Genomic DNA, 14,922 nt, shown 5'->3' with positions numbered 1-14,922 from the left:
CAGCGCGACCCGCTTACCGAAACAGCAACCGCAACGCCTTGCGCGTGTATGACCAACGCGAAAACGTCCGCCAGTCTGCGCGCAAGGCCTGAAAATAGAATGACTTGGCCAGCTTGTACTCGCCATGGGAATAACAGTCACGAAACAACGACAAACAGCGCTGCGCCAGAAATGCCTGGCGCAAATCACTCATTTCCTCGGGCATTCGTCGACTGGAAAAGACTTCGCTGACCACCTGCTCCGTACCGGCGGCAAGGCTTTGGCGCAAGTCATGGCGCATGCTGTCGGCATGCTTGTAGATCAGCGCCAAAGGCTTGTCCAGAACGGTGCAGGGATAGCGCGCCAGCACCTGGGCAAACACTGGCAAATCCTCGACGTTGCGCAAATGTTCCGGGTAGTTACCCAAAACAAAAACATCGCGATGCATCGCGCAGGCGCCGTTTGAAATCGACACAGTCTTGCTCAACAGGTAGCCCTGCAAGCGCTGCCGCGGTGTCACAGGCAACGGCTTGGCCGCCTGCAGGCTGCGTCGTCCGTCAGCGAACACCGACCAGTGCGCACCGATCACCATCAGGCTGTGCGGATGACTGGCAATGTGCTGAGAAAGCGCAGCCAGTGCGCCGGGAGCCATTTCGTCATCGGAGTCGAGGAATACCAGATACCGCCCGGTCGTCTCCTCAAGCCCACGATTGCGCACCGACGACAAGCCGCCATTGCTTTTGCGCAGCGCACGAAAACGCCCGCCATGCTTGAGCAGGAGCTTTTCCACCACCTCAGGCGTATCGTCCGTCGACCCATCGTCGATGACCAGCAGATCCGCCGTCGTCTCATCCAGCTGCGCCAACACCGACTCCACTGCACGTGGCAGGGTTCGCGCATAGTTGTAAACAGGAATGACGACGCTGATCAGTGTTTCAGTCAAGTTCGTATCCTTTCACACCCTCTTTTACGACCAGAATATCTTCCATGATCAGGTATTCCAGGTCAGAACCGAAAAACATGTTCAGTGCGTCGGTCGGCGAGCAGATCATCGGTTCGCCACGACGGTTGAGCGAGGTGTTCAGCGATACGCCGTTACCGGTCAGGTTTTCCAGCGCCTTCATCATGTCGTAGTAGCGCGGGTTGTATTCACGCTTGAGCACCTGAGCGCGAGAGGTGCCATCTTCGTGGACGACTTCCGGCACGCGGGTCTTCCACTCTTCTGCCACTTCGAACGTGAAGGTCATGAACGGCGCCGGGTGATCGATCTTGATCATCTGTGGCGCAACGGTGTCGAGCATCGACGGGCAGAAAGGCCTCCAGCGCTCACGGAACTTGATCTGGTGGTTGATCCGGTCAGCAACACCGGCCACGCTCGGGCAACCGATGATCGAACGACCACCCAATGCACGCGGACCGAATTCCATGCGCCCCTGGAACCAGGCAACCGGGTTGCCGTCGACCATGATTTTGGCGATCTGCTCAGGCATGTTGTCGAGCTTGCGCCAGGTCGGCTTGCTCTCGTGACGGGCGCAGGCGGCGATGACGTCTTCGTTGCTGTACGACGGGCCGAGGTAGACGTGTTCCATCTTCTCGACGGGTACGCCACGAGCGTGAGACACATAGGCAGCAGCGCCAACCGCAGTGCCGGCATCGCCGGACGCCGGTTGCACGAACAGCTCCGTGATGTCGTCGCGGGCAATGATTTTCTGGTTCAGCTTGACGTTCAATGCACAGCCACCGGCGAAAGCCAGCTTGCCGGTTTCCTTGAGTACGTCGCCCAGGTAGTGGTCGATCATCTGCAACGCCAGTTTCTCGAACAGCGCTTGCATGCTCGCGGCGTAGTGAATGTACGGTTCGTCAGCGATGTCACCTTCGCGCTTCGGACCCAGCCATTCGATCAGCTTTGGCGAGAAGTAGAAGCCTTTGCCCTTCTCTTTGTAGCGACGCAGGCCGATGACGTTGGCGTAGTCGGTGTTGATCACCAGCTCGCCGTTCTCGAACGAGGCCAGACGTGAGAAATCGTATTTGCTGGCATCGCCGTACGGCGCCATGCCCATGACCTTGAACTCACCGTCGAGCATCTCGAAACCGAGGAACTCGGTGATCGCGCCATACAGGCCGCCGAGAGAGTCAGGATCGAAGAATTCCTTGATCTTGTGGATCTTGCCGTTTTCGCCGTAGCCGAAAAAGGTCGTGGCGTACTCACCTTTGCCGTCGATACCGAGAATCGCGGTTTTTTCTTTGAAACCGGAGCAATGGTAAGCGCTGGAGGCGTGAGCCAAATGGTGTTCGACCGGCTCGATCTTGATTTTTTTCGGATCGAAACCCAGTTGCTCAAGGCACCAGACGATCTTGTTGCGATAGCGCTTGTAGCGACGGTTGCCCATCAGGATCGCATCGAGGGCACGATCCGGCGCGTACCAGTAACGCTTGGCGTAGTGCCAGCGCGCCTTGCCGAACAGGCTGATCGGGGCAAATGGAATCGCAACCACGTCAACATCGGACGGCTTGATGCCGGCCTGTTCAAGACAGAACTTCGCCGATTCGTAGGGCATGCGGTTCTTTGCATGCTTATCACGTACGAAACGCTCTTCTTCAGCCGCCGCCACCAGCTTGCCGTCGATGTACAAGGCTGCTGAAGGGTCATGGCTAAGGGCGCCGGACAGGCCAAGAATCGTCAATGCCACAGGGGTCTAGCCTCTTTAGTCTGCGTGCAGGCGCGATGCGCCTTGAATATTGATGTGCCCTCGCACAGGGCGAGTGACAGCTAAAGGGCGGGATTATAGCGTTAATCCCGCCGGGTTTGGGATTCGCAATCGCTAACCTGATGCCAGCAATCCAATGCGCCCACCGCGCAGAGGTGGAACCTCTGAAAAAGAAAGTCACCATGAAGTTGCGGCTCGATTTCCGTTTGTTCAAAAGGGATCCAGTGAGCATCAAAACGGTCTTGATTAGAACAAAAAAAACTAAAAACCTGTCAACTTTGACAGTTACGCAAATTGAACCTGCGCGGCTTACTCCCTGTACCCGGAAATACCGGGCAACCGAGAACACGGAGCAATGCATGGACACTCTCATTTACAGCAATAAGGACGTCGGCTTTTCGAGCAAGCTGAGCTCCCCCCAATTTGATAAAAGCGCCACGCGTGAACAACGGGAAAAACCTGCATTAGGCTTCCTGGCATTTATTTCAGGCGAATTTGTGGTCCTCAGAGAAACGGAAAAATGGGGTGCAGTTTTGCCAATGGAGATCATCAAAACCCTGCCAGTAATGATGGCTGTCAGTACACGAAAATCTGATATCGGCGCACGCATTACCCTTCACTGGGTCAGTACTGATGATCTCGCAAAAGCATCATTCGGCCCCTTCGATGTTTCAGTAGCCGGAAATGTTGAGTTCATCAGACTCTCACTCGAACAACTGGAGCCGTTCAGCGGCAAGTCCGTGAACGTCACCGCTGAAATCAAACTACCCAATGGAGTGATCGAAAACTCTCCTGCCCTGCTGACAGACGTCACACGTGAACTGAACTATCAGCCTGCAATCATTGAGGGTCTGGTGGATGGTGGCATCGATGCCGGCACCCACCCTCAGGGACGCCTCATTACCATTCCGGTCATCGAACACTTGCGTCCATACAACACGCTCCTGCTTCAATGGCGTGTCTACGCTGGAAACGAAAAGGTGTTCGATCAGTCCGTCGAGCTTCAGGCCAACCGACCTGAAGAAGCGTTCATGTATTCCCTCCCGGCTCAAGCCTACAGCCCCTTCAAAGGCTTCAAGGGAGAATTCCAGTGTTGGATTCAATTGGGCACCGAGATCGACTCGCGACTTCTGTGGAGCACCGGAATTTCCTTTTTTGACATTCGCTGAATAGCCCTGCATGGACAGCCTGCGTGACCGGCTTTCCATGCATTATCCGCACTCAATAACCACCCTTGCGCCAGTAAATACCAAGATTGCCGTCAGTGACCTGACGATAAACCGTATAGGGCAGCGCTACCGTATCGAATACACCGGACAGTGGCAGATCCAGCAGCACGAATGGCAAAAGAACCCCACTCGGATCGGGAGGCGCGTTCAACACGCAGAAATCGAAGGCCAGACCGCTGTAAATACGCGGAATGGATTGGCAGTAGGTTTTTTGTTTGCGCAGGTCACGGGCGACGTCGGCATCGTCCTGCAGTACGCTCAGGACGCTGCCGCAACCGGCTAAAAGCCATGAAAAAACACCCAGCGTTACAGCCTGTTTGATGGTCAAGATTTGCCCTCCAAGGTCGTCGGGCAAATTAGCATCGGCGCTGTGCAGGGCACAGTTCATGGTTTCTGTAGAAGCCGTAGGACAAGTCGTTAAATCTTGTCCTCCGGCGTTTGATTCAGGCCGCGCTGGAAATGTCTTTCGGCAGACGCTGATCAATAACCTGATACAGCGCGCTGCTTTCCGGCCAGTTACGCATGAATCGCGCACGGTCACGGGCATAGGCCGGGGCAAAACTGCCCACAGTCCCATGCTGGCACATCGAATCCAGATCGATCAGCGCCCAGCGATCCTGCTGCCAGAACAGGTTGTGGCCCTTGAAGTCGCCATGGCTGATGCGCTCGTCAATCAAGCGCGCGAACAGTCGGTCCAGCGCCTGCAACTCCACTTCTGGTGCGTCACCATTTTCAACGTACGGCGCAAAACGCTCGATGATGTCCGGCCCGGGGAGGTACTCGGTCACCAGATACGCCCGACTGCGCAGCCAGAAAAAGCGCTTCTCCAGCACCGCCAGCGGTTTCGGTGTGGCGATACCGAGAAACGCCAGGCGATTGCCTTCGCGCCACGAATGCCAGGCCCGACTCGGCCGCCAGAAACGCTTGAGCCAATGCGCAAAGCCCTTGATGTTGTAGCGCTTGATCACCAGCGTACGCGCACCGGCCTGAACCTTGCCAACGCTCGCCGCGCCACCGGTCTTGTACAGATGCCCCTGATCGAGCAACGCATCGGCCTGCGCAAGCACCGGCAGCATGGCCGGTTCTTCTTCGCGACGAATTGCGCGCAGTCCGAACGCTCCACGCTGCACACTGAACAGCGTGCACTCGCGACCGACCTTGATCAGAAAGTCTTTCAAACGCCAGCGGCGCACCTTGTCGATCTGCTTCTGCAAGGCTTCCAGCGGCAACGCGTGCTCACTGTTGCTCAACAGGTAATACACCAAAAGCTCTTCGGTAAATGGCTCCAGCGCTTTGGGCAACTGGGCGAAAAATACCCCGAGGTTTTCCAGGACTTTCTGTCGCGACAGCGGCTGGCCGGCGGTCTCGGCACAAATACCGGCACCATCAATCAAGTACAACTGGCCGCCGTGACGCAGCAGATTGTCCAGATGCAGGTCTTCCTGCCAAAGCCCCTTGCCGTGCAACCGGGCAATGGCGCCCAGCGCCTCGGCCAACACCGCCGATTGCTCGTCGGCCAGTACCGGCAGCGACTCGACTTTCGCCCAGGCATCACCAAGGCTTTCGGCACCCTCAAGGAAATCGAACAGCAGCCAGCCACCTTCGCCATTCTTCAAACCATCGGCCAATAACAGCGGTGTCGTCAGGCCTTGTGCGGCCAGCAAGCGCACGCCTTCCAGCTCACGCTGAAAATGCCGCGCCGCCTTGCCGCCAACCAGCAATTTGGCCAACACCGGACGACCGCGCCAGACACCGGCACCGACGTAACGCTGCCCCGGCAGCACTCGCAGCAGACTGAGCAATTGCAGATCCGCACTGCCGGCAGCATCGGCCAGGGTCACAGTCAGTGGCAGTTGCGGGGTTCGCCCGACACCGGCCAGCTCGGACAATTGCATCAACGCGTCTCCTTGTGACTGCGGCGCGCGGTCAGCCGGGCCAGCCAGCTGTCGAGCAGCGAGCTATCGGTGGGCTGATCGAGATAAGCCGCCAGCAATTCACGCAGTTGCGCCTCGTTCCATTCCGGCGCGCGGCGTTGCAGCGGCTCCAGATCCTTGATCCGGTCACGCATGCCGAACAATAAAGGACGGGTTTTTTCCAGGTCGATCAATTGCGCCTGATACCCGTCACCGGTGGCCCGCAGAAAAATATGCTTGGGGTAGAAACAGCCGTGTACCTGACGCACACCATGCAGATGCCGAGCCAGCAAGCCACAAGCCTTGAGGATGGCTGAATGCTGTGCAGCACTGAGTTGCACCCAACGCTGCAACAGCGATTCCAGATCGCTCCAGCCATCTAGCGCGCGGGTCAGCAGGATCGCGCGGACTTCGCCGTCGACTTTGCGTTCACCGAAGAACGCCGCTTGCAGCGCCGGGATACCGAGCTTGCGATAGCGGCTGATGTTGCGAAACTCGCGGGCAAAACTCGGTTCACCGAAAGGCGCGTGCAAGGTGCGCGTCAGGTAATTGCTCTGGCGCTTGAGGTAATAACCCTGCCCTTCCAGGTCCAGGCGGAAGACGCTGCTCCAGCCACCACGGGCGGTATTGGGCTCGTCCACAGCCTCAAGCTGCTTGGCCCACAATGCGTCGAAAGTGCCGAGGCCATGGCGCTCAAGCAATGCGCGGTCTTCAGCGGCGAGAAAATCAGTCATTCGCGTCCCTCGAAAAATCTCACCACGTGCCGAATCCGTTTCTTGTCGGCGCTATCAAGCCGATCGCACTGGCGGTATTGCTTATAGAAGCGCAGGCGTTGGGTATTGGACAGGTGGTATTTGGCGAGTTTATCGAGACAGGCCAGATCCTTGGTGATCCGATACTTGAGCCAGAAGCCACGCCAGAACTCGCCGTTAGGGCAATCGATCAGAAATATCCGCGCCTGGTCATCGATCAACAGGTTGCGCCATTTCAGATCGTTATGGGTAAATCGGTGATCATGCATCGTCCGGGTATAACCGGCCAGTTGCCGACTGACAGCGTCGACCCAGGCGCGATCCTTGAGCTTCGGATCCTTGCGCTCGGCGAGCGCCGAGAGGTCTTCGGTGTGCGGCAGTTCGCGGGTGATCATCGCGCCACGATCATACGCCGCACCTCGACGCTCCAGGCCCCAGGCCACCACTTCAGCGGTGGGAATGCCCCACTTGGCGAAGCGCTTGAGGTTCTGCCATTCCATCTTCACCCGCGGCTTGCCGAGGTAACGGCGCAGGCCTTTACCGGCGCCGACATAGCGTTTGACGTAATAGTTGACGCCATTGCGCTGCACGCGAATCACTTCCGACAGCGGGTCGCGGGTCAGGCGTTCGCCTTGCAATGCGAATACGGCTTCGAGGCTGCCAAAGTCTTCGGCGAGTTCGCTGTATTGCGGCTCGAGAGTCCAACCCGCCATCAGAGCGCATCCCCGTAACGCTGCTTACGTTCATAGAGCTTGTTGGCTTTGCCTTCCAGCCAGTTCAGCAACGGCGCTTCTTCAGCGAGAATCTGGCGCAGCGGTTGCTGGAAATAGCCTTTGAGGAAGCGCAGCTTGTCGCGGCGGGTCAGGCCGATGTCCAGCGCGGAAAAGTACAGCGCCGCCAGATCCTTGTTGCGCCAGCGCTGCGTGATTTTTGCGCGGGTCTGGGCGCGGTGCAGGTCGATCACCGAGAGCTTGAAATCTTCCGGTGTCACCGGTTTATCGGTGTGCAGCAGGAAGTGGCAGATGTAGCAGTCGCGATGGTTAACGCCGGCGCGGTGCATCATGCCGGTCATGCGCGCGACTTCGGCGATCAGAGCGCGCTTGAGTTTTGGCTCGGGCGGCTGCTTGACCCAGTCGATGCTGAAGTCTTCCAGGCTGATAGTCGGCGCCAGTTCTTCAGTGACGATGAACGAGTGCTGATCCGCCGGGTTGCTGCCCTTCTCGCCGTACGCGACGGCAGTCATGGTCGGCACGCCGACTTCCTGCAGACGCTGGATGGCTTTCCACTCCTGGCCTGCGCCGAGTACCGGCAGCTTGGCGGTCAGCAGGTTTTTGAAGATTTCGCCCCAGCCGATGCCGCGGTGGATCTTGACGAAAAATCCGTTGCCATCGACTTCCGTACGCAGTGTCCGACGCGCTTCCAGCTCGCGGTATACCTCGCCCTGCAAGCCTTCGACTTCGGCGAACGGGTCGCGTCCGGCCCAAAGGCTTTTGAACGGTTCAGCCAGCATCAACTTCATTAAGCGTGCTCCGCCAGAATCACATCGGCCGCGTGCTGCGGCATGCTGTAGAGGTCGGCCGTCTCGGCAAAAGCCAGACCATTGCGGCTCCAGGCCGCCCGTGCAGCGTCATCTTTCAACATGTCAGTCAGGTATTGCGTCAGTTGCGCCTGATCGAACGGCTCGTCCAGCACTCGCCCGGCATCGGCCTCGGCGATGTAATGGGCGTAACCGCAGACCGCGCTGACCAGCACCGGCAAACCGGCGACCAGCGCTTCAAGCAACACGGTACCGGTGTTTTCGTTGTACGCCGGGTGAATCAACAGGTCGGCACCGAGCAGGAAACGCGGAATATCGCTGCGGCCCTTGAGGAACGTCACGTTGTCGCCCAGACCTAAAGTCGCACTCTGCATCTGGAACAATTTGGGGTCATCCTGGCCGATTACAAACAGCCGCGTACGCTTTCTCAGTTCAGCGGGCAATGCGGCCAGCGCTTTCAGGCTGCGATCAACGCCTTTGGTCTTGAAGCCGGAACCGATCTGCACCAGCAGCAGTTCGTCATCCTTCAGATTGAATTCCGCACGGAAACCGGCGCGGATTTCGTCGGCATCTGCCGGACGGCGGCGATCCTGAGCGATGCCCGGTGGCAGCAGGTGAAAGCGTTCGATCGGCGTGTCGTAATGCTTGATGAACAACGGTTGCTGCACTTCGGAAATCATCAGCACTTCAGTCTTCGCGTCTTTGGCGAACACCGCGCGCTCGTACTCGGCGAAGTGACGATAACGGCCCCAGCGGCGGTACAGCGAGTTGCGCAGGTTCTGCGCCTTGTCTTCAAAGCAGCCGTCGGCGGCGTAGTAGACGTCCAGCCCCGGCATCTTGTTGAAACCGATCAGGCGATCGACCGGGCGCTTGGCCAGATCCGCTTCCATCCATGCGCTGAGTTTTTCATTGCGACGATGGTTGAAGAACGCCTTGACCGGCGCCACCAGCACCTCGAAACCGGGCGGCACGTCGCCTTCCCAGATCAGTGTGTAGACGCGAATCTGATGACCACGCTTCTGGCATTCGAGGGCGATGCGCATGAAGTCGCGCTGCAAGCCACCGAACGGGAAATATTTGTACAGGACGAATGCCAATTGCATCAGCGCAGCTCCTCAGCCATTAACAACGTGCTCAGTCGGCTGGCGACACGCTCGGGGTTCAGACGCGTGAAGCACAGAGGCTGTTCACGCTTCAGGTCAAACTGACGGGCATCCTGCGCGGTCGGTTGATAGGTACATTTCTTTTGCAGGCACGGCGCGCACGGGAAGTCGCTGGCCAAGTGAATCTGCAATTTGCCGTAGGCGCCGGTCAGGCCCGGATTCGTCGGGCCGAACAGCGAGATGGTCGGCACGTCGAGTGCTGCGGCCAAATGGCCGAGACCGGTATCCACCGCTACGCACGCTTGCGCGCCGGCGAGGACTTTGCCCACGCCGGCCAGATTGAGTTTTGGCAGCACTTCGGCGTGTTTGAAGCCTGCGGCAATCCGCTCGGCGCGAGCCTTTTCCTGCGGGTTGCCCCACGGCAGTTTGACGCCGACGCCGAGGTAACCGACGCGTTCGGTCAGTTCACGCCAGTAGGCTTCCGGCCAGTGCTTGGTGTCCCACGTGGTGCCATGCAGGAACACCACAAAGGCGTTTTTGCGCGGCAATTCGACCAGACGTTCAACGTTGAGGCCGTAATCGCCCAGACCTTTGGGCAAGTCGTAACCGAGGGCGATGGCGAACAACTGCCGCACCCGCTCGACGGCGTGCTGACCACGGGCCACGGCCAATTTGCGATCGTAAAAACGCGAAGCCATCGGCTCGCGGGCCGAACCTTTGTCGAGACCCGCCACCGGGGCTTTGACGTAACGGGTCAGCCAGGCACTTTTCAGCAGGCCTTGAGCGTCGATGACCAAATCGTATTTGTTGGCACGCACGCTTTGCTTGAAGCGTTTCCATTCGCCACTGGTGATGGTTTTCCAGATGTTTTTGCGCCAGCGGCGGATCGCCACCGGGATCACCTTGCCAACGGCCGGGTGCCAGGTCGGAATCTCGGCGAAGCCTTCTTCCACGACCCAGTCGAATTTGATCCCGGGAATGGCCCGGGCGGCGTCGGTCAGCGCCGGTAACGCATGAATCACGTCGCCCAGCGATGAAGTCTTGATCAACAGTACCCGCAACTTATTGAACCTCGACCACAGAGCCCTGCAACTTCTGCAAGGCATCGTTGACCGCGTCCGGCATCAGCTGGCGCAGGCAGTTGTAATGGCCGAAGCGGCAGGTACGGTCGAAGCAAGGGCTGCAATCGAGGCCCAGCCGGACGACTTCGACGTGTTCGGCCAACGGCGGGGTGAAGCCCGGCGACGTCGAGCCGTAGACCGCCACCAATGGGCGGTTCAGCGCGGCGGCAACGTGCATCAGGCCGGAGTCGTTGGACACCACCGAGTCAGCACAGGACATCAGGTCGATGGCCTCGGCCAGCGAGGTGCCGCCGCTGAGGTTGACCGATTCTTCACGCAGGCCCGGTATCAACCGGGCGCGAATGTCTTCGCCCACCGCGTGATCGTTTTTCGAGCCGAACAACCACACCTGCCAGCCTTCGCGAATGCGCGCTTCGGCGACTTTGGCGTAGTGCTCGGACGGCCAGCGCTTGGACTCGCCGAACTCGGCGCCGGGGCACAGGGCCAACACCGGACGATCGAGGGTCAGACCAAATTTGGCCAGCGCCGCTTCGCGGGTCACCGGGTCGATTTGCAGGCTCGGACGTGGATACGGTTTCGGCAGCTCGGCGTTCGCTTCAAAGGCCAACGCCATGAAACGCTCGATCATCAGCGGATAACGTTCTTTGTCGAGGGTGCGCACGTCGTTGAGCAGGCCGTAGCGAAACTCACCGCGCCAGCCGGTGCGTTTCGGGATGCCGGCGAAAAACGGCACCAGCGCCGACTTCAGCGAGTTGGGCAGCAGGATCGCTTGATCGTACTGGCCGCGCAGGGACTTACCGATGCGCCGACGCGTCGCCAATTCCAGCGCGCCGTGGCCGAGCGGGAAGCTCAAGGCCTTGCGCACTTCAGGCATGCGTTCAAGGATCGGCCGGCTCCACTCGGGGGCCAGCACGTCGATTTCGCATTGCGGGTGGCGCTGCTTGAGACACTGAAACAGTGTCTGCGCCATCACCATGTCACCGACCCAACTGGGCCCAACGATCAGAATATTCATGTGGTTTCCATAAACGAACCGGGGAGGCATTTACGCCTCCCCGCCTCGATAATCACTGTGGGAACACCGGCGGCTTGCGATGGGTCATTACCTTCAACATTTCTGTCGACTGTTACTCCGCTATCGCGAGCAGGCTCGCTCCTACATGGTTTTGCATCTATTCACACATCTGCGACTCACCGCAGATCTATTGCAGGAGTGAGCCTGCTCGCGATGGGGTCGTTACATTCAACATCGTTGTCGTCTGATACTCCGCTATCGCGAGCAGGCTCACTCCCACAGGGTTTTGCATTCATTCATACATCTGCGGATCAGCTTAGCCCCATCTCTTTCCATATCCGCAAAACCTGCCGACGTTCGTCGGCAAACTGGTCTCCCGCAATTACCCCGGCGTCCTTCTGCAAGGCCTGCCGGTGGGCGGCGGAGCGGTAGGCTTTATAGGCCTCGCGCAACAGGCTGGCATCTTCGGCAGGCATCAGCCCTTCGTGTTCCAGCTCTTCCAGAATGCGGATGTTATCGGTCCAGCGCAGCAATGGCGGGTGGCTTTGCGACCACGCCAGAGCCGCGTATTGCACCATAAATTCAATATCGACGATACCACCGGCGTCCTGCTTGAGGTCGAACGGCGCCGTGGCGTCGAAGGCATTTGCTGCCGTACCGGCTGCGGTGCTCTTGGTGCCAAGGTTATCGCGCATCTTCGCGCGCATCTCGCTGACTTCCTGTTGCAGCGTGGCCAGATCGCGCGCCTTGCCCAGCACTTGGGCGCGAACTTTCTCGAACGCCTGGCCGACATCCTGACTGCCGACCAGCACTCGCGCACGCACCAAGGCCTGATGTTCCCACGTCCAGGCTTCATTTTCCTGATAGCGGGCAAACGCGCCGAGGGAACTCACCAACAGCCCGGAAGCACCGGATGGGCGCAGACGCATGTCCACTTCATAGAGCTGACCGGAGTTGGTCTGCGCCGTCAGCAGGTGAATGATTCGCTGCCCCAGCCGCGTAAAGAACTGCGCGCCATCGATCGACTTCGGCCCATCGGTTTCCGCCTGCGGATCGCCGTCGTGAATGAACACCAGATCCAGATCCGAACCATGCCCCAGTTCCAGACCGCCGACTTTGCCATAACCGACAATGATGAAACCGGGATCGCACAAGGTGCCGTCGGTGCGCAGCGGCGTGCCGTACTTGGCCACGGTCTGGCGCCAAGCCAGGGCCAGCACTTGCTCGAGAATCGCCTCGGCCAGCCAGGTCAGGTAATCGCTGACTTTCATCAGCGGCAGGCTGCCGGCAATTTCCGAGGCGGCGACGCGCAAGCGGTGCGCCAGTTTGAAATGACGCAGGGCTTCCATTTGTTGTTCGAGGTCGTCTTCGGGAATCCGCGTCAGGCGCTCGCGCAACTCGGCAGCCAACTCTGGGGCCAAGGGCGGCTTGAACAGGCGACCTTCGTTAAGCAATTCATCGAGCAGCAGCGGGAAGCGCGTGATCTGTTCGGCAATCCACGGGCTCGCCGCGCACAGCGTCAGCAAGCGGCGCAAGGCACTGGGGTTTTCCGTCAGCAACACCAGATAAGCCGAACGCCGGGCAACCGCCTCCACCAGCGGCAACACCCGCTCAAGCACCAGATCCGGGTTGGCGTGTTCCACTGCCTGCGCGAGCAAACGCGGAATAAAGGCATCGAGCCGCTCACGCCCCAACCGCTGCATCGCGCGCAACTGCGGGCTGCTGCGCAATCCGGCCAACGCTTTCAGGGCTTTGCTCGCGTCAGCAAAACCGCCCTCTTCCAACTGACGGCAGGCCGCTTCTTCGTCCTGCGCCTCTTCCCACAGCGGCAGCCATTCACCGCCGACCACCACTTCGCTTTCGGCGCCTTCATCGTCATCGGGATCGGCGATCACCTGAGCGAAGTGCCAAGCGACACGACCGCGCCAGAACATCAGGTTTTCGTGGAAAGCATCCCAATCGGCAAAGCCGAGCATGAAGGCAATGCGCGCCTGATCCTGCGCGCCATCCGGCAGCATCTGCGTTTGGCGGTCGGCGATCGCCTGAATGGCGTGCTCGGTGTAACGGAGAAATTCGTAGCCCTCGCGCAACTCGCTGATCACTGCCGGCGGCAGATAGCCTTGCCCCTCCAGCGTGCTCAGCACCTTTAATAGAGGACGCTGTTGCAAACTCAAGTCGCGACCGCCGTGGATCAGTTGAAAGGCCTGAGCAATGAACTCGACCTCGCGGATGCCGCCAGAGCCGAGCTTGATATTGTCGGCCATGCCCTTGCGCCGCACTTCCTGCTGGATCAACTGCTTCATGGTGCGCAGCGCTTCGATCGCCGAGAAGTCCAGATAACGCCGATAAACGAACGGCCGCAGCATGTCGAGCAACTGCGCGCCCGCGACCTGATCGCCGGCCACCACCCGCGCCTTGATCATCGCGTAGCGCTCCCAGTCGCGGCCCTGATCCTGGTAATACTGCTCCAGCGCATTGAAGCTCAGCACCAGCGCGCCGGACGAGCCGTACGGGCGCAGGCGCATGTCGACCCGGAAGACGAAACCGTCAACGGTCATCGGGTCCAGCGCCTTGATCAGGCGCTGGCCGAGGCGAATGAAAAATTCCTGATTATCCAGCGAGCGCTTAACGCCCACCGTTTCACCGCCCTCGGGGTAGGCGAAGATCAGATCGATATCCGAAGACAGGTTCAACTCGACCGCGCCGAGCTTGCCCATGCCGAGGATGACCATTTGCTGCGGCTCACCGCTGCGGCGGCCGGTCGGCGTGCCGAACTGTTCGCAATGGCGGCTGTACAACCATTGATAGGCTTGATCGATAGTGGCGTCGGCCATGTCCGAGAGATCGCGGCAGGTCTGCACCAGATCGGCCTGACGGGTGAGGTCACGCCAGATGATCCGCACTTGATGGCGAGCGCGCTGGCGGCGCAGGGCGCGGCCGAGTTCATCTTCACTCTGCGCAGCATTCACCGCGGCGGCAATCTGCGCACACAATTCACCCGGCGCAAAGGCCCGGTCGAGTTCGCCGGACTGCACCAGCGACAACAACATCAAAGGGTCACGAACGCTCTGTTCAATGACAAATTCACTGGCGGCGGTGACGCGGGCGAACTGCGCCCAGCGCTCTGGCGTCCAGTTCACAAAGCCATGATCGTCTTCCAGCGCGGCGACGGCCGTACGGAACGACTGCTCGGATCGAGTGACCAACGGCAGGAGAATGGCGGGCAGTTCGGCAAGCACGGGCAGGGTCATGGTCTATCCTTGATCGGCGTGTAAATGGCCGCTTGTAGTGATTGGTGAAAACCCGCTACCCGGAGGACTGTCGAACAAAAGTTAGAAATAGCTGAAATTTCTTTCTCTTTGGCAGCGAACATCAAAGTTTCACCTTTTTCGGATGGCAAAAGACCAACCTTAACGATTATTCTCACAACGCAGCCGGAGGCCACAAGCCATTCTTCTGTAGTTTTACTACTCGTCTATACATTCGAAAGGCTGAAATGCCGGAAGATTTGTAGTAAAACTACACGCCGCCGGAACAACCTATCGGCAATCCAAGAATTTTAAATCGTCTGCCCACAAGGCCAGTCGCAAACTCAGGCAACCGA

General features: G+C 59.1%; 12 protein-coding genes. 1 reads left to right on the top strand and 11 read right to left on the bottom strand.

Annotated elements, in window-relative coordinates; genetic code table 11:
* Window positions 1-13 precede the first annotated feature (13 nt).
* On the bottom strand, window positions 14-922 hold the full coding sequence (locus PspS49_RS02425; protein ID WP_127925579.1) for a glycosyltransferase family A protein: 909 nt from the start codon (window positions 920-922) through the stop codon (window positions 14-16).
* Entirely contained in the window at window positions 915-2,669 is a 1,755-nt protein-coding gene (locus tag PspS49_RS02420) for a carbamoyltransferase (RefSeq protein ID WP_127925578.1), read from the bottom strand. The genes PspS49_RS02425 and PspS49_RS02420 overlap by 8 nt, the downstream gene beginning before the upstream one ends.
* Window positions 2,670-3,046: 377 nt before the next feature.
* Between PspS49_RS02420 and PspS49_RS02415 the strand changes: the two genes are divergently transcribed.
* On the top strand, window positions 3,047-3,856 hold the full coding sequence (locus PspS49_RS02415) for a hypothetical protein (protein WP_160037986.1): 810 nt from the start codon (window positions 3,047-3,049) through the stop codon (window positions 3,854-3,856).
* Between the two features lie 52 nt (window positions 3,857-3,908).
* Here the strand turns inward: PspS49_RS02415 and PspS49_RS02410 are convergent, their stop codons facing one another.
* From PspS49_RS02410 to glnE, 9 genes are all read right to left on the bottom strand, one after another.
* On the bottom strand, window positions 3,909-4,244 hold the full coding sequence (locus tag PspS49_RS02410; RefSeq protein WP_127925576.1) for a YceK/YidQ family lipoprotein: 336 nt from the start codon (window positions 4,242-4,244) through the stop codon (window positions 3,909-3,911).
* Between the two features lie 115 nt (window positions 4,245-4,359).
* Entirely contained in the window at window positions 4,360-5,811 is a 1,452-nt protein-coding gene (locus PspS49_RS02405; RefSeq protein WP_150750110.1) for a lipopolysaccharide kinase InaA family protein, read from the bottom strand.
* Entirely contained in the window at window positions 5,811-6,563 is a 753-nt protein-coding gene (locus PspS49_RS02400; RefSeq protein ID WP_127925574.1) for a lipopolysaccharide kinase InaA family protein, read from the bottom strand. The genes PspS49_RS02405 and PspS49_RS02400 overlap by 1 nt, the downstream gene beginning before the upstream one ends.
* Complete coding sequence (locus PspS49_RS02395) at window positions 6,560-7,294, bottom strand: lipopolysaccharide kinase InaA family protein (RefSeq protein WP_150750111.1); 735 nt, start codon at window positions 7,292-7,294, stop codon at window positions 6,560-6,562. The genes PspS49_RS02400 and PspS49_RS02395 overlap by 4 nt, the downstream gene beginning before the upstream one ends.
* On the bottom strand, window positions 7,294-8,100 hold the full coding sequence (gene rfaP / locus PspS49_RS02390; RefSeq protein ID WP_127925572.1) for a lipopolysaccharide core heptose(I) kinase RfaP: 807 nt from the start codon (window positions 8,098-8,100) through the stop codon (window positions 7,294-7,296). The genes PspS49_RS02395 and rfaP overlap by 1 nt, the downstream gene beginning before the upstream one ends.
* Window positions 8,100-9,221 carry a glycosyltransferase family 4 protein gene (locus PspS49_RS02385; RefSeq protein ID WP_160037984.1) on the bottom strand — a complete coding sequence of 374 codons (1,122 nt, stop codon included), beginning with the start codon at window positions 9,219-9,221 and terminating at the stop codon, window positions 8,100-8,102. Before PspS49_RS02385 ends, rfaP begins: the two co-directional genes overlap by 1 nt.
* The gene (gene waaC / locus PspS49_RS02380) at window positions 9,221-10,282 is read right to left on the bottom strand and encodes a lipopolysaccharide heptosyltransferase I (protein WP_123448344.1); all 1,062 of its coding nucleotides are present in this window, start codon (window positions 10,280-10,282) and stop codon (window positions 9,221-9,223) included. Before waaC ends, PspS49_RS02385 begins: the two co-directional genes overlap by 1 nt.
* Before the next feature lies 1 nt (window position 10,283).
* Window positions 10,284-11,318, bottom strand: coding sequence for a lipopolysaccharide heptosyltransferase II (gene waaF / locus PspS49_RS02375; protein WP_160037982.1), 1,035 nt, complete (start codon window positions 11,316-11,318; stop codon window positions 10,284-10,286).
* A 311-nt stretch (window positions 11,319-11,629) separates the two neighbouring features.
* A complete protein-coding gene (gene glnE, locus PspS49_RS02370) occupies window positions 11,630-14,569 on the bottom strand; it encodes a bifunctional [glutamate--ammonia ligase]-adenylyl-L-tyrosine phosphorylase/[glutamate--ammonia-ligase] adenylyltransferase (RefSeq protein WP_160037980.1) in 2,940 nt (979 codons plus the stop codon).
* Window positions 14,570-14,922: the final 353 nt, after the last annotated feature.

It is taken from the genome of Pseudomonas sp. S49 (genome assembly GCF_009866785.1).
In the GTDB taxonomy this organism is placed as follows: Bacteria; Pseudomonadota; Gammaproteobacteria; order Pseudomonadales; family Pseudomonadaceae; genus Aquipseudomonas.
Note: the sequence above shows the minus strand (reverse complement) of the source record. Positions and strands in the feature narration are given on the sequence as shown.